Raw genomic sequence first — 16753 nt, 5'->3', positions numbered from 1 at the left:
TTTGCGCCGTACCGGCTCAGCTCTTGTCGGCGATGGCCTGCCTGGCGGCGAGCCGGTGCGCCGGCGTGATGTGGGCGCTGACGGCGGTAATCGCGGCGGTCAGCACGGCGATGTCGTCGGTGAAGCCTAGCCCAAGGATGAAATCGGGGATGACGTCCGTCGGCAGCACGAAATAGCCGAGCGCAGCCAGCAAGGTGCCCTTGGCGCGCAGCGGCGTCTTCTTGTCCATGGCACAGTAATAGGCGGCGACCACCTCTTCCATGAACGGGATCTGCCGGGCGGCCTTCTTCGCCGTACGCCAGAACTTTTCGCGCACTTCGCTCTCGTTGCCCGGCTTGCTGCCGAGGCCGAAGAAATCAAAACCGGATTTTTGCGCCATCAACCTCTCCTTGCGGCCGTCGCGTGACTTCACGCGTGACCGCGACGCAAAATGTGGTGAAAGCCGAACCTCGCTGCAAGGTGCAGATAGGCTCAGCCGCCGAAATAGCGGTTCATTTTCCTGGCCAGATCGAAATCCAGCGCGGTCAGGCCGCCGGCGTCGTGCGTGTTGAGGGTCACGTTTACCGTCTTGTAGACGTTCGACCAGTCGGGATGGTGGTCCATCTTCTCCGCGGCCAGGGCAACGCGGGTCATGAAGGCAAAGGCTTCGGAGAAATTCTTGAAGGTGAAGCTGCGGGTGATCGAGCCACCATCCTTGGCCAGCGACCAGCCGTCGAGGCCGGCAAGTTCGGCGCGGATCGCCTCTTTTGCTAGTTTCTCCCTGGCCATGTCCGTCTACCGCATGATCCGCGAAGCGTCGGCGGCGCCGACCAAACGGCTGGCGACGCGGTTGTCGGCACCTGAAAGCGGCCAGGCCTCCTCGACGACGTAAGGCCCGCCGCCAACCGAATCGCGCGACGACATCAGCACGAAGCGGCCGACCCGGAACGGCAGCGTCGAAAAATTGCCGCGTGCCGACAGGTACTGGGCGACGTCGAGCGGGCTCGAATTGCGCAGGCGGGCCAGCGTCACATGCGGCATGAACTTGCGCGGGTCGGCCGGGATGCCGAGCCGCTGGCAGATGCGCTCGATCTCGGCCTGCAATGCGGAAAGATCGGGCGAAGCGGCGACCCCGGCCCACACCGCATGCGGCTTCTTCTGGCCGAAGGCGCCGACGCCGGACAGCGTCAGCGGGAAGGACGGGCGGTGAACACGGTCAAGCGCATTGGCGATGTCGTCGGCGACATGGCCCTCGACATCGCCGATGAAGCGCAGCGTCAGATGATAGTTTTCGACATCGATCCAGCGGGCTCCGGGCAGGCCGCCCCTGAGCAGGGACAGTGAAAGAGCGGCATCACGCGGTATCTCGAGGGCGGTAAAAAGACGCGGCATGGGAAGCCTCCTGTCCTCGAATCGAACTCTTGCCCCTAGCGAATCATCGATATTCAAACGGGGCAAGGGGTTTGTTGGTCGCAGGCCTGCCTAAAAGCTTCCCCTGCGGAAGGTGTTGCGACGGCGAACCCTCGCCTTCAGGAATTGCCCCGGACCGCTTCAATGGTCTTCTCCACACTGGGCAGGATACCCTCGACGATGCGGTCGACGCCTCGGGCGTTTGGATGAAGGCCGTCCTCGAGTTGCAGGACGGATTGACCGGCGATGCCCTCGAGAAAGAAAGGATAGAGCGGCACGCCATATTTTTCAGCCAGTCTCGGAAAGGTCGCGTCAAAGGCGTTCTGGTAGTCGGCGCCGAGATTGGGCGCCGCGCGCATTCCGGCCAGCAAAACGGCGATCTTGCGCTGCTTCAGCTTTGCCAGCATGGCGTCCAGGTTCTTTTCCGCTATGGCGGGCGAAACGCCGCGCAGCATGTCATTGGCGCCGAGCTCCAGGATGACCAGCTGCGTGCCGTCCGGCACCGACCAGTCGAGCCGCGACAGGCCGCCGCTCGTCGTATCGCCGGAGACGCCGGCATTGGCGACCGTGACATCGTAGCCCTTGGCGCGCAGCGCCGCCTGCAACTTCTCGGTGAAGCCCTGACCTGGCCCGAGGCCATAACCCGCCATCAAGCTGTCGCCGAAACCGACAATGGTGAACGGTTCGGCGCGCGCCGACGAAATGGCGCCGCAAATGGCGAGGAAAAGGGCGAAGGCTGCGGCAAAGGTGTGTTTGAAAGCCATGCGGCAGGCCCCATATGACCAGGAACATCTGTTGGCGAAGGCAGGTTTTCGTCTTTGTCGAGCATCGGATGCTCTAGCCTTCATCCCCCATATAGGACGATTTGATTTTGGAAGAAGCCGTCATTTCGCTGAAAGACGTATCGCTGACGCTCGGCGAAGGTGCATCCTCGGTCCATGTGCTGAAGGGCGTCAGCCTCGATGTGGCGGGCGGCGAAGCGACAGGCATCGTTGGACCTTCAGGTTCGGGAAAGTCGACATTGCTGATGGTTTTGGCCGGGCTTGAAAGGGTCGATTCGGGGACGGTCCGAATTGCCGGCGAGCTGCTCAACGGCAAAAGCGAAGATCAGATCGCATCGTTTCGGGGACGAAACATCGGCATCGTGTTCCAGTCGTTCCATCTCATCCCCAATATGACGGCGCTGGAAAACGTTGCCGTCCCGCTGGAGCTTGCCGGCCATGTCGATCCATTCGGCGTGGCGGCACGCGAGCTGGCGGCGGTGGGCTTGAGCGATCGCGTCACCCATTACCCCGGCGAATTGTCTGGCGGCGAGCAGCAGCGCGTGGCGATCGCCCGGGCGCTGGCGCCGTCGCCGCGCATCCTGATCGCCGACGAGCCGACCGGCAATCTCGACCAGGCAACGGGGCGGCACGTCGCCGACCTGCTGTTTGCCAAGGCGGCCGAACGCGGCATGACGCTGGTGCTGGTCACGCATGACCCGGTACTCGCGGCGCGCTGCTCGCGCCAGGTGTCGATGCGGTCGGGGCTGATCGAAGACGCGCCTAAGCCGGCCACCAGGGCTGGCAGGGTGACCGCATGATGCCGCTGGCGCGCACGCTGAGGCTCGCCTTTCGGTTTTCGCTGCGAGAAATGCGTGGCGGGCTGTCCGGCTTCCTGATCTTCCTTGCCTGCATCGCGCTCGGCGTCGCTGCGATCGGCGGCGTCAATTCGGTGGCGCAAGCGATTTCCGCCGGTGTTGCCGACCAGGGCCAGACGCTGCTCGGCGGCGATCTCCGCTTCCAGCTCAACCAGCGCGATCCGACTAGATCGGAACGCAGCTTCCTCGACCAGCTTGGCACGGTTTCGCACAGTGCCAATATGCGCTCGATGGCGAGGCTCGAGGACGGCTCCGACCAGGCGCTGGTCGAGGCCAAGGCGGTCGACGGCGCCTATCCGCTCTACGGCGCGCTGGAGACCGAGCCGGTGCTGTCGCGAGAAGATCTGTTCGGCGAAAAATCCGGGGTCTTCGGCGCCGCCGCGCCGGACCTCTTGTTCGAGCGGCTGAACCTTGGCATCGGTGACCGGCTGAAGCTCGGCAGCGCGACGTTCGAGCTGCGTGCCAGGCTGGTCAACGAGCCGGATGCAGTGTCGGATGGCTTCGGTTTTGCGCCGCGGCTGATGGTGTCGACCGACGGGCTTGCCGCTTCCGGCCTGATCCAGCCGGGCAGCCTGGTCGAGAACGCCTATAAGGTCCGCCTGCCCGGCGGCACCACTGAGGCACTGATCAAGGCGATCCAGGAGCAGGCGGCAAACCAGTTCCCGCAGGCCGGCTGGTCGATCCGCACCCGCAGCAACGCAGCACCGGCGCTGTCCTCGAATATCGAACGGTTTTCGCAATTCCTGACTCTGGTTGGGTTGACGGCGCTGGTGGTCGGCGGCGTCGGCGTGGCCAATGCGGTGCGTGCCTATCTCGACGGCAAGCGCGGCGTCATCGCCACCTTCAAGAGCCTGGGGGCTTCGGGCGGCTTCGTCTTTGCCGTCTATCTGGTGCAGATCCTGATGATCGCCGCCCTCGGCATCACGCTAGGCCTTGTGCTTGGCGCGCTGATGCCGTTCGCGGCCAGCGCCGCACTCCAATCGGTCATTCCAGTGCCGGCGGAAGGTGGGTTCTATCCCGGCGCCCTCGGCATGGCAGCGCTGTTCGGGCTGCTGGTGACGCTGGCTTTCGCCTTGCTGCCGCTCGGCCGCGCCCGGGACGTGCCGGCAACGGCGCTGTTTCGCGAAATGGGTTTCGAGGGCCGCGGTTTTCCCCGCCCGCTCTATATCGCCGCGGCATTGGGCATCGCGCTGCTGCTCGCGGTACTGGCGATCCTGTTTTCCGGCGACCGCCGTATTGCCTCGATCTTCGTTGGCGCCACGATCTTTTCGTTCCTGGTGCTGCGTGTGGTCGGCTCGCTGGTGCAGTGGGCGGCGAAGAAAAGCCCGCGCGTGCGCTCGACCGCGCTCAGGCTCGCCATCGGCAACATCCATCGGCCTGGCGCCTTGACGCCGTCCGTGGTGCTGTCGTTGGGACTCGGGCTGACGCTGCTGGTGACGCTGGCGCTGATCGACGGCAATCTCAGGCGGCAGATCTCGGGCAGCCTGCCGGAAAGGGCACCGAACTTCTTCTTCGTCGATATCCAGAGCAGTGACGTCGATGCCTTCTCCGCGCTGGTCGGCAAAGAGGCACCGCAAGGCAGGCTGATCAAGGTGCCGATGCTGCGCGGCCGGGTGATGGCGCTCAACGGCGTCGATGTCGACAAGGTCAAGGTTCCGGCCGAAGGCGCCTGGGTACTGCGCGGCGATCGCGGCCTGACCTATGACGCAAAGCTGCCGGAGAATGCGACGCTGACCGAGGGCAGCTGGTGGCCGGAGAACTATGCCGGCGAGCCGCTGGTCTCGTTTTCCGCCGAGGAAGGCAAAGAGATCGGGCTGAAGCTCGGCGACACCATCACCGTCAACGTGCTCGGCCGCAACATCACGGCCAAGATCGCCAATTTCCGCCAGGTCGAATGGGAAACCATGGGCATCAATTTCGTCATGGTGTTCTCGCCCAACACATTCGCCGGTGCGCCGCATGGCTGGTTGGCGACGCTGACCGAGACGAATGCGTCGGCAGCCGACGATGCGCATCTTCTCAACGCCGTCACGCGTGCCTTTCCCGCGGTGACGACGGTCAGGGTCAAGGACGCGCTCGAAATCATCAACCGGCTGGTGGCGCAGCTCGGCACAGCAATCAGGGCAGCAGCGGGCGTGGCGTTGATCGCCTCGGTGCTGGTGCTGGCCGGGGCGCTCGCCGCCGGCAACCGGGCTCGCATTCACGACGCGGTGGTGCTGAAGACCCTGGGTGCGACCAGAAAAACGCTGATCGCCGCGTTTTCGCTGGAATACATGCTGATCGGCCTTGCTACCGCGATCTTCGCGCTGGCGGCGGGCGCTGTGGCGGCATGGTTCGTCGTCGCGCGCATCATGACGCTGCCATCGCACTTCATGCCCGAGGTGGCGGTGGCGACCATCGGCTTTTCGCTGGTGGTCACGGTCGGCATCGGCCTTGCCGGCACGTGGCGGGTGCTGGGCCACAAGGCGGCGCCGGTGCTGCGGAATCTTTGAGCCAGAGCCGGTTTCGATTAAATCTCGGTAATGTTCCGGGCGGGAAGGCCAATAAAACCGTATCTCCGGCACTTCACGGAGCATTACGCTTGGTTACGGTCTTGTCCTTTACGCCAAGAACCATCATATTTCGGCGCAGGCATGCTGGAGCCCCGCCAGCGGCGCCTGGGTTCAAAAGGACCTGACACCGGACGGGGCAGAAGCAATATGAGGATTTCCATGGCTGATCCCGTTCGCAATTATCAGACGCGCGCCGTGCCCGGCGCCGGCGTCGATGCTGCCATCGACCAGGGCCTGCGGGCCTACATGATTAAGGTCTACAATCTGATGGGGCTTGGCCTCCTCATCACCGGCCTTGCCGCGGTCGGCACAATCATGCTGGCCACTACCAGCGATCCCGCCTCGGCGGTCGCGACGTTGCCAAGCGGCGAGATGCTGACCTCGTTCGGCTACGCGATCTTCGGCTCGCCGCTGAAATGGCTGGTGATCTTCGCCCCGCTGGCAGCGGTGATGTTCCTGTCGTTCCGCGTCCAGTCGATGAGCGTTTCGGCCGCGCAGACGACATTCTGGGTCTACGCCGGCCTCGTCGGCCTGTCGCTGTCGTCGATCTTCCTGGTCTACACCACCGCCAGCATCTCGCAGACCTTCTTCGCCACCGCCGCCGCCTTTGGCGGGCTGTCGCTCTACGGCTACACGACCAAGCGCGATCTCTCGGCGTTCGGGTCGTTCCTGGTCATGGGCCTGGTCGGCCTGATCATCGCGATGGTGATCAACATCTTCCTGCAGTCGTCGGCGCTTTCCTTCGCCGTTTCGGCGATCGGCGTGCTGATCTTCGCTGGCCTCACCGCCTACGACACGCAGAACATCAAGGAGATGTACTTCGAGGGCGACGAGACCGATGTCGCCGGCCGCAAGGCGATCATGGGCGCATTGAGGCTCTATCTCGACTTCATCAACCTGTTTATGTTTCTGCTGCAGTTCATGGGCGACCGTCGCTAAGTACGGTTTTCCTGGACCAGCGAGTTTGGAAAGGGCGGCCCAATGGCCGCCCTTTTCTTTTGTCCCGGCTTTTGCTGTGATATAGGGCAGATGAACGACGTGCCTAAATTATGCGCAGCATCACGATACGCGCCGCGACATTGGCCGACCTTGACCAGATCACGGAAATCTATGCCGACGCGGTGATAAACGGCACGGCGAGCTACGAACTCGAACCGCCGAGCCGCGCCGAGATGGGCACGCGCTTCGACACTCTGATGGCGGGCGGCTTTCCCTATCTCGTTGCGGAAAAGGCCGGCGCCGTGCTCGGCTATGCCTATGCCGGGGCGTTCCGGCCGCGCCCGGCCTACCGCTTCGTCGTCGAGGATTCCGTCTATGTCGCGCCCGAGGCCAAAGGGCAAGGCGTCGGGCTGCTCTTGATGCAAGGGCTGATCGAAGCGGCCAAGGCGGCGGGTTTTCGCCAGATCATCGCGGTGATCGGCGACGGCCGGCCCGACAGCGCCTCGGTAAGGTTGCACGAGAAGCTCGGCTTTCGTCATTCCGGCCGCCTGGAAGGCTCAGGCTATAAGCACGGACGCTGGCTGGACACGGTTTTCATGCAGCTGCCGATCAACGGCGGGGCGTCCATCCCGCCTGATCCGCAATCGCTGCCCGAGCGCAAGTTCCGCCTGCAAAAATAAAGGGTTACGCCTCGACCAGCTTCAGTGTTCGGTCGAACACGCCAAGCACCCGGCCGAGTTCCTGGCCGCGCTTGAGGATGCGCCCGCCGGCGGCGATGACGGCGAACGCGCCTTGCCGGCGCGCCAGCTTCGGATCCTTGACGATCTGGAAAAGCGGCACTTCGCTGGTGCGGCGGAAGACGGAAAAAACGGCGCGGTCGGCGAGATGGTCGATGGCATAGTCGCGCCACTCATTGGCGGCAACCATACGGCCGTAGAGCCTGAGGATCTGGTCCAGTTCGCGCCGGTCGAACCGCACCGGCTGGTCGAGGCGTTCGCGTCTTGCCTCATGCAGCGGGATCAATATTGCGGATGCGTCCCCATCCTCCGTCCCGCTGCTGCGATCAGTCATGCCTGGATCCTCGCAATGAATCGTACGCCGACCAAAGTTGGCGCTTTCGTTGCCGAATTGCAAGGCCCGGCCGGGCAACGGCAGCACCGCGCGGTTTCTCCAGCGTCCAGTCACGTTTGCGAAACGCCTGTTGAAATTGGTGATGCTTTGCCACAATCCTGCCCTTTTTTATCCGTGCTCATGCCCCAATGTCCGACGAATTTACCGGCGTTGCCTGAGACGGTTCGGTCCGGCACCGGCTCGTAAACCCCAAGCCCCCCGCCCACGGGTCTGCGTCGGATCGAACCAACCTCGGTTTTTCCTTGGAAAGATCGGGTGCGACGATCCCAAAACCTAAATGACCGGCGTCAGAAGCAAGCTGACGCCGGTTTTTTATTAGCCGTGGCGATGCGATCCATCCAGATAGGCTGTCGTCGGAGGCTTGAGCGCGGTTATCCCTTCTCCCACAACAAGGGGAGAACGGGGGCGCCCTATCTAAGGCTTGCGGATAAAGGCTGCGCCCAGGATCGGCCCGGGCATGCCGTCCTTGCCGACCGACTGCAGCAGCACGGCGCAGCCGCCCTTCTTGGCGATCTCGCTCATCGGCAGTTCGTAGCGCTGCGCCTTGCCGTGCCACATGCCGGCGGTCTGGATGCTGGAGACGGCGTTCCAGTAGGTCATGCTGCGGCCACTGTTTTCACCCTTGCCGATCTTTATCGTCTGCGGCGGATTGAAATAGACGATGACGACATGCGCGTCGGTTGGGCCGGTCACAGCGTCGCCGGCATCGATCATGACGCGATCGCTGGTCCGGCTGACCTTGATGCCGACGCGCATGCCTTCGCCGACCCTCTCCATGCGGGCCAGCGCGCCGTCGACTTCCTTGCGGCTGGCGCCGTTGACATGGCTGCGGCCGTTTATGACGGCTTGCGGGGTGTAGACGGAACGACTGCCGAAGGCGCGCATATACTCGTATTGCCGCTCGGTATTTTCCTTGCGGCTCAGCGTGTCCTGCCAGCCGAGGTAATCCCAATAATCGACATGATAGGCGAGCGCGACGATGTCCTCCTTGGCGGCGAGCTCGGCGAAGAATTCATCTGCCGGCGGACAGGAGTTGCATCCCTGGCTGGTGAAGAGCTCGACGACGCCTAATGGCTTGTCGGTTGGCTCGGCAAGGGCCCTGCCGGCAAACGCCGAGAGGGCCAGCGCAAGGGCCGCAAGCCGCAATGGTCTTCGAGATGGCATGGCCGTTCCGATCCCGCCGGTGACGCCGGCTTTGTTCTGGTTGTCGAAATATGTGGCAGAAGCGGCAGTCAACGGGAAGTCACGTTGCGGTGAAATTTTGCCGTTGCAACCGCTGGCAAGGGCGCAATAGGTGGACTTGCACTTCACCATGGAAGCGATTCGGGCGGCAATCAGCATGTGGCAATCTCTCCTGGCGCCGGTCGACCTCTATTGCGAACGGACGGGGCCGGAATTCTGGGCCGAACCGCTCAATGCGCTGAGCAATCTGGCTTTTTTTGCCGCCGGGCTATGGGGTGTCTGGCAGGTGCGCAAGCGCGGCACCGGCACCTTCGCCGAAGTGCTGGCCTGGTGGGTGGTGGCGATCGGCGTCGGCTCGTCGCTGTTCCACACCTTTGCCAACCGTGGCACGGTCTGGGCCGACGTGCTGCCGATCGCCGGGTTCACGCTGGCCTACACGCTGTTCAACCTGCGGCGTTTTCTCGGCATGAAATGGGGCAAGGCGATCGCCATTTTCGTCGCCTTCTATGCCGTCGCCGGGCTGGTGACCTTTGCCGTGCCCGACTGGCTGCGCCAGGCGTCGAACGGGACGACCGGCTATCTGCCGCCCTTCCTGGCGCTCGCCTTCTTCGGGGCCATGGTGGCGGCCAGCGGCAACCGTGCCGGCTGGTACAATCTGGCGGGCTCGGCGATCTTCGTCGTGTCGGTCATCTGCCGGATGATCGATCCGCTGGTCTGCGGCGGCTTTCCGCTCGGCACGCATTTCCTGTGGCACATATTCAACGGGCTGATGCTCGGCGTGCTGCTGGCGGCGACAGCGCGGTTCGGAAAGCCAGGAATTAGGGCAGTAGGGCAGTAGGGCAGTAGGGCAGTAGGGCAGTAGGGGAATAAGTCGCTTCTCCTTGCTTCACCCTACTGCCCTACTCCCTTATTGCCCTACTCCCTTAAGCGGCCAGATCGCGCAGCACGTATTGCAGGATGCCGCCATTCTTGAAGTAGTCGAGCTCGTCCAGCGTATCGATGCGGCAGATGATCGGAACCTCTTTGACGCTGCCGTCGCCGTAGGTGATCCTGGCGATCATCTTCTGCCGCGGCTTGATGTTGCCCAGTCCGTCGATCTCGACCAGTTCGTCGCCCTTGAGGTTGAGCGAGGCCCATGAGGTGCCTTCCTCGAAGACGAAGGGGATCACGCCCATGCCGACCAAATTGGAGCGGTGGATGCGCTCGAAGGACTGGGCGATGACCGCGCGGACGCCCAGCAAATTGGTGCCCTTGGCCGCCCAGTCACGCGACGAGCCGTTGCCATATTCGACGCCGGCGAAGATGACCAGCGGCACGCCTTCCTTCTTGTATCGCATGGCGGCGTCGTAGATCGATTCCTCTTCTTTCGACGGGTAATGGATGGTGTAGCCGCCCTCGCGGCCGTTCTCGCCCAGCATGTGGTTGCGGATGCGGATGTTGGCGAAGGTGCCGCGCATCATTACCTCATGATTGCCGCGGCGCGTGCCGTACTGGTTGAAATCGGCGACGCCGACGCCGTGGTCGGTGAGGTACTTGCCGGCCGGCGAGGCCGCCTTGATCGAACCGGCCGGCGAAATGTGGTCGGTGGTGATCTTGTCGCCGAACAGACCGAGCACACGCGCGCCCTTGATATCGCCGATCTTGCCGAAGCCCGACGTCATGCCGGCGAAATAGGGCGGGTTCTGCACATAGGTGGAATTGTCGTCCCAGGCATAGGTCTGGCCTTCCGGCGCCTTGACGTTCTGCCAGTACTCGTCGCCCTTGAAGACGTCTGCATATTTGCGGGCGAACAATTCGCGCGTGACGTTCTTCTCGATGAATTCCTGGATCTCGACCGAACTCGGCCAGATATCCTTGAGATAGACCGGATTGCCGTTGCGATCCTCGCCGAGCGGTTCGGTGGTCAGATCCTTGGTCACGGTCCCGGCCAGCGCGTGGGCGACGACCAGTGGCGGCGAGGCGAGATAGTTCGCTTGCACGTCGGGCGAGACGCGGCCTTCGAAATTGCGGTTGCCGGACAAGACTGCCGCAGCAATCAAGCCCTTATCGTTGATGGTCTTGGAGATCGGCGCCGGCAATGGGCCGGAATTGCCGATGCAGGTGGTGCAGCCGAAGCCGACCAGGTTGAAGCCGATCTGGTCGAGCTCCTTCTGCAGGCCGGATTTCTCGAGATATTCGGCGACGACCTGGCTGCCCGGCGCCAATGAGGTCTTGACCCACGGCTTCTGCTCGAGGCCGAGCCGGTTGGCATTGCGCGCCAACAGCCCGGCGCCGATCAGCACGCTCGGGTTCGATGTGTTGGTGCAGGAGGTGATGGCGGCGATGACCACATCGCCATGGCCAAGATCGTAGCTCGTGCCCTCGACGGCATAGCGCTTGTCGATTTCGGCGGCCTTCCTGTATTCGGACTCCATGGCCTTGGCGAAGCCAGCCGGAATGTCTTCAAGTGCGACCCGGCCTTCCGGCCGCTTCGGGCCGGCCATCGACGGGACGACACTGCCGAGATCGAGCTCCAGCAGGTCGGTGAAGACCGGATCGGCCGAGCCGGCATCGCGCCACAAGCCTTGCGCCTTCGAATAAGCCTCGACCAGGGCGATGCGGCTTTCGTCGCGACCGGACATTGTCAGATAGCGGATGGTTTCGCTGTCGACCGGGAAGAAGCCGCAGGTGGCGCCATATTCCGGCGCCATGTTGCCGATGGTGGCGCGGTCGGCCAGCGTCATGTTGGACAGGCCCGGCCCGAAGAATTCGACGAACTTGCCGACGACGCCCTTCTTGCGCAGCATCTGGGTGACGGTGAGCACCAGGTCGGTGGCGGTGACGCCTTCCCTCAGCCTGCCGGTGAGCCGGAAGCCGATGACTTCAGGCAGCAGCATGGAGACCGGCTGGCCAAGCATCGCGGCCTCCGCCTCGATGCCGCCGACGCCCCAGCCGAGAACGCCGAGGCCGTTGATCATCGTGGTATGTGAATCGGTGCCGACGCAGGTGTCGGGATAGGCGGTGGTCTCGCCGTCTTCGCTGTTGGTCCACACGACCTGACCGAGATATTCGAGATTGACCTGATGGCAGATGCCGGTGCCGGGCGGCACGACGCGGAAATTGCGGAACGCCTGCTGGCCCCATTTCAGGAACTTGTAGCGTTCCTCGTTGCGCTCATATTCAAGCTCGACATTGCGGGCGAAAGCCAGTGGCGTGCCGAATTCGTCGACGATGACCGAATGGTCGATGACCAGATCGACCGGCACCAGCGGATTGATCTTTTGTGGGTCGCCGCCGAGCGAGGCCATGGCGTCGCGCATGGCGGCAAGGTCGACCACGGCTGGAACGCCGGTGAAATCCTGCATCAGCACGCGTGCCGGGCGATAGGCGATCTCGACGCCGGCGGTGCCCCGGTCAGTCAGCCAGCCGGCGACCGCCTGGATGCTCTCCTTGGTGACGGAACGGCCGTCCTCGTTGCGCAGCAGATTCTCCAGCAGCACCTTCATCGAATAGGGCAATTGGGCAATACCGGTGAGGCCGTTCTTTTCGGCCTCGACAAGGTCATAGTAAACGTACTCGGTGCCGCTGGCGGTCAGCGTGCGGCGGCAATTGAAGCTGTCGAGTGATTTGGACACGTGCGATCCCTAACTGTCGGTTGCCGGAAGGGAACGGACGCCAGTGGGCATGCAAATCACGCGCAAAGGTGCGGGTACGGCCATTTCCGCTATCCGTTCCCAAGCGTCCGGGCCGTTCAAGGCGGCACGCGCGCTGGTTCGGCGCAAATTCGGTTCCCGTGCCGACCGCTGGCACGGATGATGCGGATATAGAGAATTTTCTGGAATAGTTCTAGACACGGAATCGCCATTTTTGGTGCGGCGCGCCGAAGCCGCGCCTGAACTTTCGGCGAAGGGGGACGGATGCGGCTGATCGCCGAAAATCTGGGCGGCGAACGCGGCGGCGAGACGGTATTTTCCGGCATCGAATTCGCGCTGGGGGATGGCCAGGCGCTGGTCGTCACCGGGCCGAACGGCGCCGGCAAATCGACGCTGCTCAGGATCGTCGCCGGACTGTTGCCGGTGGCGGCAGGCCGTGTGCGGTTCGAAGATGGTGGCGAAGACTTTGCGTCGGCGGCCTCGGCGTGTCACTATCTCGGCCACCTCAACGCGATGAAGACGGCGCTGAGCGTTACGGAAAACCTGTGCTTCTGGCGCGATTTTTCGGGCGCCGGTTCCGCGGGTGTTGGAGAGGCGCTGGAAACCGTCGGGCTGGGCGGCATCGGCCATCTGCCTTTCGGCTATCTCTCGACCGGGCAACGCCGCCGCGCGGCGATTGCAAAACTGCTGGTAAGCCACCGGCCATTGTGGCTGCTCGATGAGCCGACGGCAGGACTGGACAACGCTTCGGAGGAGAGATTCGGCGAATTGATGGGGAAGCACCTCGAGAGTGGGGGGATCGTGGTTGCGGCGACGCATTTGCCGCTTGGGATCGAGGGGGCACAAGGGCTGGTGATGGGCGAGGCCGTTTGATGTTGGTGCTCTACGGCGCCCCCCTCTGTCCTGCCGGACATCTCCCCCACGAGGGGGGAGATTGGCAGCTTCGTCGCTGCGCTCAACTCTCAACGATCGAGATTGGCGAAGGCAGTCGTGACAGCCAATCTCCGCCCTTGAGGGGGAGATGTCCGGCAGGACAGAGGGGGGTGCCCAGGCGAAAGCATCTCACATCATGCTAGCCCTCTTCCTGCGCGACATCCGCCTGAGTATCCGCGCCGGCGGCGGGGCGCTTACCGGCGTGATTTTCTTTCTCGCCGTTATCGCGACCATCCCCTTCGGCGTCGGTCCCGAGCTGAAGCTGCTGGCCCGCATCGGCCCGGCGATCCTGTGGATCGCCGCATTGCTGGCCTGCCTGCTCGGCCTCGACCGGCTGTTCCAGGCCGACCGCGAGGACGGCTCGCTCGATCTTCTGGTGCTTGGCAACGACCGGCACATGCTGGCCTTGACCGTTCTGACGAAATGCCTGGCGCATTGGGCGGGAAGCGTGCTGCCGCTGGTCATCGCCGCTCCCTTGCTCGGCCTGTTCATGAACATGGAGCCCATCGGCATCGGTGCGACGGCGCTGACGCTTCTGGTCGGTACGCCGGCGATCACCTTCATCGGTGCCGCCGGTGCCGCGGTGGCGGTGGCGCTGCCGCGCGGGGGCCTGCTGATCTCGGTGCTGGTGCTGCCGCTAACCATTCCCGTGCTGATCTTCGGCGTATCAGCAAGCTATGGCGCGGTGGCGAACCCCGATCCTTTTCTGCAGCCCTTCCTCATTCTCGCCGCGCTGACCCTGTTCCTTGCCGTGCTCGGGCCGGTGGCGGCGGCGCTGGCGCTTCGGCACGGAACGGATTGATGTGGCCGCTGCGCATAGAGAACCCGATCTTTCTCCAGACAATCTACGGCAACTATCCGGACCTGTCTTCCGTCGAGGTAACCAAGGCCGAAATCAATCGTGAAGGGCCTAGCATGTACCTTTCCTTCATCTCGACCGTCCTCCCCTACCGGCCCCCCGCCAAATGGGCGGCGTTCAATGCCGTGTCTTTCGGGCTTGAGTTCATCGCGGTCGAATCGATTAGCCTTCGCAAGTTCCGGAGCCATGGCTGGAGTGCAATCAGGATGTGGGATGACGCCGGTAGAATCCTGCTTACCTGCGAAGGGGCTGTCAGGCTGTCTCTGACGTGCCAATACATGCGTATCAAAAACATATCAGGTGTTTTGCGTTCGCAGTGACCTTCGGCTTGCGATAACCGCAAATCTGCCGCAGACCCGTTCATTGCGACAAACAGCCGGTGAGGCTATGAATTCCGCCGTGAGAAGCCTTGGATCGGGAAAATGAGCGTTCACGCCCTTTATGTCACCGCCGCCTATGCGATCACGGCCGTGGTGCTGGGTGGGCTGATCGGCTGGATTCTGCTCGACCAGCGCGGCCGCAAGCGAGAGCTTGCCGAGCTGGAGGCATCCGGCGTGCGCCGGCGCTCCGATAAGGCAGTCAAATCATGAGCACGGAAACCCAAACACCGGCGCGCCGCCGCCTGATCGTGCTGCTGCCGCTGGTGGTCTTTCTCGGGCTGGCGGGATTGTTCCTGGCGCAGCTTTTGTCCGGGCGCGACGTGTCGGAAGTGCCGTCAGCGCTGATCGGCCTGCCGGCGCCGCAGACCAACCTGCCGGCGCTCGAAGGCACCAATTTGCCGGGCCTCGATTCAAAACAGTTCGCCGGCAAGGTGACGCTGGTCAACGTCTTCGCGTCCTGGTGCGCGCCGTGCCGCGAAGAGCATCCGGTGCTGCTGGCGCTGTCGCAGGACAGACGCTTCGTCATGGCGGCGCTGAACTACAAGGACCAGCCGGAAAACGCCCGTCGGTTCCTTGGCGATCTCGGCAACCCATTCCAGGCGATCGGCGTCGACCAGGCCGGACGCACGGCGATCGACTGGGGTGTCTACGGCGTGCCGGAAACCTTCGTCATCGGCAAGGATGGCAAGATCGCCTATAAGCATGTCGGGCCGCTGACGCCGGACTCGGCGCGGACGCTGCTGTTACCCGAAATCGAGAAGGCACTCGCGGCTCCGGGCTGAGACACCTGAAACGCGATGGACGAACGAGACATCCGCGATCATTTTCTGGCACAGGCGAAAGCCTGCGATGGACTTGGCTCGCCTTTCACCGCGAATTTATGCCGTGCGCTCGCTAAGGTTCTCGACGCAAACACCACGACCGGGCAGGCGGTGCTCGGTTGGCCGGGCGACGCGCGCGCCGACGCCCTCGCATTGCGGCTTTGCGGCGCGCTGCATGGGTTGGTCCTGACGGGTGCCAATGAGCGATTGGCACTGATCTATCCGCCCAACCAGACAAGCGAATCCGAGATCGCGGCGGTGCTGCCGGAGGCAATTGCGCGATCCGACGAGCGGATCGTCGCCGGCCTCGCCGGTGCGCCGCAGACCAATGAAATCGCCCGGTCGGCGATGCTGCTGCCTGGATTTCTGACGGTCGCGCGGGAAACCGGCCTGCCGCTGGACTTGTGCGAGATTGGCGCCAGCGCTGGGCTCAATCTCCTGTTCGACAGCTTTCACTACCGCTACGGCGATGCCGAGTGGGGCGACCGGACCTCCACCGTTCGGTTGGCGCCGGAGGTGCGCGGACTCGCTGTTCCGCTTGGTGGAGCGATCGACGTCCGCCACCGCGCCGGCTGTGACATCGCGCCGGTAGATGTCGCCGACGCAGCCACACGGTTACGGCTTCGGTCTTACGTCTGGGCCGATCAGGCTACGCGGCTGGCCCGGCTCGAAGCTGCGCTGTCACTTGCCGAAAAGTTTCGACCGCCACTTGTCAAAGCGGACGCGGCGGATTTTGTCGGGAAGGCGCTGGCCGCGCGGCAGGAGGGTGGCGCTTTTGTGCTCTATCATTCGATCATGTGGCAATACCTGCCGCGGGCGACCAAGGATGCGATCATCGTCGCCCTGGAGCAGGCGGGCAGACAGGCCACGGCCGCTGCGCCTATCGCAAGGCTGAGGATGGAGCCGCGCGATCCCACAAACAATTGGGCGGTACTCAGCCTGACTTTATGGCCGGGCGGCGAGACGCACCGCCTGGCCCATTGCGATTACCACGGCCGCTGGATCGAATGGGTGGGCTAAGCCCGATCCCATTCACTCAGCCGTAGATCTGCTTGTGGACCTGGTAGAGCATTTCTGAGCGGTCGGCGCGCATGTCGGCGAGGTCGCGGCTGCTGAAGCTGTCGATTTCGGCGACGAGGCGGTTGTAATGCCGGCGCTTGGCGATGCTGGCGCGAGCGCGGCTCATGAGGCTGTCGATGATCATAGCGAGTTTCCTTTTGCGCCGCATTTCGCGGCCAGTTGTTCCTCCCTTGATCTATACGGAGCATGACATAGTTATGGTGCGTTGCAAAAATA

General features: G+C 63.5%; 19 protein-coding genes. 11 read left to right on the top strand and 8 right to left on the bottom strand.

The features are described 5' to 3' along the window. Window positions 1-16 precede the first annotated feature (16 nt). The 4 genes from NKH28_RS11225 to NKH28_RS11210 form a co-directional block, all read right to left on the bottom strand. A complete protein-coding gene (locus NKH28_RS11225) occupies window positions 17-379 on the bottom strand; it encodes a YkvA family protein (RefSeq protein WP_031212728.1) in 363 nt (120 codons plus the stop codon). Window positions 380-471: 92 nt separating this feature from the next. After that, window positions 472-768, bottom strand: a complete 297-nt coding sequence (locus tag NKH28_RS11220) for a 4a-hydroxytetrahydrobiopterin dehydratase (RefSeq protein WP_023679826.1) — start codon at window positions 766-768, stop codon at window positions 472-474. Between the two features lie 6 nt (window positions 769-774). Further along, window positions 775-1371: an RNA 2',3'-cyclic phosphodiesterase gene (gene thpR, locus NKH28_RS11215; RefSeq protein WP_352450198.1), complete on the bottom strand. Its 597-nt coding sequence runs from the start codon at window positions 1369-1371 to the stop codon at window positions 775-777. Between the two features lie 137 nt (window positions 1372-1508). Next, window positions 1509-2153, bottom strand: coding sequence for an arylesterase (locus NKH28_RS11210; RefSeq protein WP_352450197.1), 645 nt, complete (start codon window positions 2151-2153; stop codon window positions 1509-1511). A 107-nt stretch (window positions 2154-2260) separates the two neighbouring features. Between NKH28_RS11210 and NKH28_RS11205 the strand changes: the two genes are divergently transcribed. From NKH28_RS11205 to NKH28_RS11190, 4 genes are all read left to right on the top strand, one after another. Continuing rightward, a complete protein-coding gene (locus NKH28_RS11205; protein WP_352920405.1) occupies window positions 2261-2971 on the top strand; it encodes an ABC transporter ATP-binding protein in 711 nt (236 codons plus the stop codon). Further along, entirely contained in the window at window positions 2971-5520 is a 2550-nt protein-coding gene (locus NKH28_RS11200; protein ID WP_352978946.1) for an ABC transporter permease, read from the top strand. Before NKH28_RS11205 ends, NKH28_RS11200 begins: the two co-directional genes overlap by 1 nt. Window positions 5521-5739: 219 nt before the next feature. Continuing rightward, a complete protein-coding gene (locus NKH28_RS11195; protein ID WP_254817871.1) occupies window positions 5740-6519 on the top strand; it encodes a Bax inhibitor-1/YccA family protein in 780 nt (259 codons plus the stop codon). Window positions 6520-6629: 110 nt separating this feature from the next. Next, window positions 6630-7199: a GNAT family N-acetyltransferase gene (locus tag NKH28_RS11190; protein WP_352978870.1), complete on the top strand. Its 570-nt coding sequence runs from the start codon at window positions 6630-6632 to the stop codon at window positions 7197-7199. 4 nt (window positions 7200-7203) lie between these two features. On the opposite strand, the gene NKH28_RS11185 is transcribed toward NKH28_RS11190, so the two are convergent. Together NKH28_RS11185 and NKH28_RS11180 are read right to left on the bottom strand one after the other, a co-directional pair. Beyond that, window positions 7204-7590, bottom strand: a complete 387-nt coding sequence (locus tag NKH28_RS11185; protein ID WP_031212724.1) for a DUF2794 domain-containing protein — start codon at window positions 7588-7590, stop codon at window positions 7204-7206. Between the two features lie 474 nt (window positions 7591-8064). Beyond that, window positions 8065-8814: a DUF1223 domain-containing protein gene (locus NKH28_RS11180; protein ID WP_352470828.1), complete on the bottom strand. Its 750-nt coding sequence runs from the start codon at window positions 8812-8814 to the stop codon at window positions 8065-8067. A gap of 175 nt (window positions 8815-8989) precedes the next feature. On the opposite strand from NKH28_RS11180, the gene NKH28_RS11175 reads away from it, so the two are divergent. Next, window positions 8990-9670, top strand: a complete 681-nt coding sequence (locus NKH28_RS11175) for a ceramidase domain-containing protein (protein ID WP_352470827.1) — start codon at window positions 8990-8992, stop codon at window positions 9668-9670. Window positions 9671-9755: 85 nt separating this feature from the next. Here the strand turns inward: NKH28_RS11175 and acnA are convergent, their stop codons facing one another. Then, complete coding sequence (gene acnA / locus NKH28_RS11170; protein WP_352978868.1) at window positions 9756-12446, bottom strand: aconitate hydratase AcnA; 2691 nt, start codon at window positions 12444-12446, stop codon at window positions 9756-9758. Between the two features lie 282 nt (window positions 12447-12728). Here acnA and ccmA point away from each other — a divergent pair, with 282 nt between their 5' ends. The 6 genes from ccmA (at window position 12729) to NKH28_RS11140 (ending at window position 16477) form a co-directional block, all read left to right on the top strand. Then, window positions 12729-13337, top strand: a complete 609-nt coding sequence (gene ccmA, locus NKH28_RS11165) for a heme ABC exporter ATP-binding protein CcmA (RefSeq protein ID WP_352685344.1) — start codon at window positions 12729-12731, stop codon at window positions 13335-13337. Window positions 13338-13533: 196 nt separating this feature from the next. Continuing rightward, on the top strand, window positions 13534-14199 hold the full coding sequence (ccmB, locus tag NKH28_RS11160) for a heme exporter protein CcmB (protein ID WP_352470824.1): 666 nt from the start codon (window positions 13534-13536) through the stop codon (window positions 14197-14199). Beyond that, window positions 14199-14576, top strand: coding sequence for an Imm50 family immunity protein (locus tag NKH28_RS11155; protein WP_352470823.1), 378 nt, complete (start codon window positions 14199-14201; stop codon window positions 14574-14576). Before ccmB ends, NKH28_RS11155 begins: the two co-directional genes overlap by 1 nt. 102 nt (window positions 14577-14678) lie before the next feature. Next, window positions 14679-14846 (top strand): heme exporter protein CcmD, encoded by a 168-nt coding sequence (gene ccmD / locus NKH28_RS11150; RefSeq protein WP_352456348.1) that lies wholly within the window; start codon window positions 14679-14681, stop codon window positions 14844-14846. Beyond that, a complete protein-coding gene (locus NKH28_RS11145) occupies window positions 14843-15418 on the top strand; it encodes a DsbE family thiol:disulfide interchange protein (RefSeq protein WP_352491647.1) in 576 nt (191 codons plus the stop codon). The genes ccmD and NKH28_RS11145 overlap by 4 nt, the downstream gene beginning before the upstream one ends. A gap of 15 nt (window positions 15419-15433) precedes the next feature. Next, a complete protein-coding gene (locus NKH28_RS11140) occupies window positions 15434-16477 on the top strand; it encodes a DUF2332 domain-containing protein (protein WP_352978866.1) in 1044 nt (347 codons plus the stop codon). A gap of 16 nt (window positions 16478-16493) precedes the next feature. Here the strand turns inward: NKH28_RS11140 and NKH28_RS11135 are convergent, their stop codons facing one another. Continuing rightward, the gene (locus NKH28_RS11135) at window positions 16494-16661 is read right to left on the bottom strand and encodes a hypothetical protein (RefSeq protein WP_023721879.1); all 168 of its coding nucleotides are present in this window, start codon (window positions 16659-16661) and stop codon (window positions 16494-16496) included. Window positions 16662-16753 lie beyond the last annotated feature (92 nt).

The sequence above is a fragment of the Mesorhizobium sp. M1227 genome, assembly GCF_040318315.1.
GTDB lineage: Bacteria > Pseudomonadota > Alphaproteobacteria > Rhizobiales > Rhizobiaceae > Mesorhizobium.
Note: the sequence above shows the minus strand (reverse complement) of the source record. Positions and strands in the feature narration are given on the sequence as shown.

Coding starts and splice junctions, on each gene's coding strand:
- NKH28_RS11155 (WP_352470823.1), top strand. CDS start 14,199: ATGTGGCCGCTGCGCATAGAGAACCCGATCTTTCTCCAGACAATCTAC.
- NKH28_RS11185 (WP_031212724.1), bottom strand. CDS start 7,590: ATGACTGATCGCAGCAGCGGGACGGAGGATGGGGACGCATCCGCAATA.
- ccmD (WP_352456348.1), top strand. CDS start 14,679: ATGAGCGTTCACGCCCTTTATGTCACCGCCGCCTATGCGATCACGGCC.
- NKH28_RS11220 (WP_023679826.1), bottom strand. CDS start 768: ATGGCCAGGGAGAAACTAGCAAAAGAGGCGATCCGCGCCGAACTTGCC.
- ccmA (WP_352685344.1), top strand. CDS start 12,729: ATGCGGCTGATCGCCGAAAATCTGGGCGGCGAACGCGGCGGCGAGACG.
- NKH28_RS11200 (WP_352978946.1), top strand. CDS start 2,971: ATGCCGCTGGCGCGCACGCTGAGGCTCGCCTTTCGGTTTTCGCTGCGA.
- NKH28_RS11180 (WP_352470828.1), bottom strand. CDS start 8,814: ATGCCATCTCGAAGACCATTGCGGCTTGCGGCCCTTGCGCTGGCCCTC.
- ccmB (WP_352470824.1), top strand. CDS start 13,534: ATGCTAGCCCTCTTCCTGCGCGACATCCGCCTGAGTATCCGCGCCGGC.
- NKH28_RS11145 (WP_352491647.1), top strand. CDS start 14,843: ATGAGCACGGAAACCCAAACACCGGCGCGCCGCCGCCTGATCGTGCTG.
- thpR (WP_352450198.1), bottom strand. CDS start 1,371: ATGCCGCGTCTTTTTACCGCCCTCGAGATACCGCGTGATGCCGCTCTT.
- NKH28_RS11195 (WP_254817871.1), top strand. CDS start 5,740: ATGGCTGATCCCGTTCGCAATTATCAGACGCGCGCCGTGCCCGGCGCC.
- NKH28_RS11175 (WP_352470827.1), top strand. CDS start 8,990: ATGTGGCAATCTCTCCTGGCGCCGGTCGACCTCTATTGCGAACGGACG.
- NKH28_RS11225 (WP_031212728.1), bottom strand. CDS start 379: ATGGCGCAAAAATCCGGTTTTGATTTCTTCGGCCTCGGCAGCAAGCCG.
- NKH28_RS11135 (WP_023721879.1), bottom strand. CDS start 16,661: ATGATCATCGACAGCCTCATGAGCCGCGCTCGCGCCAGCATCGCCAAG.
- NKH28_RS11140 (WP_352978866.1), top strand. CDS start 15,434: ATGGACGAACGAGACATCCGCGATCATTTTCTGGCACAGGCGAAAGCC.
- NKH28_RS11190 (WP_352978870.1), top strand. CDS start 6,630: ATGCGCAGCATCACGATACGCGCCGCGACATTGGCCGACCTTGACCAG.
- NKH28_RS11210 (WP_352450197.1), bottom strand. CDS start 2,153: ATGGCTTTCAAACACACCTTTGCCGCAGCCTTCGCCCTTTTCCTCGCC.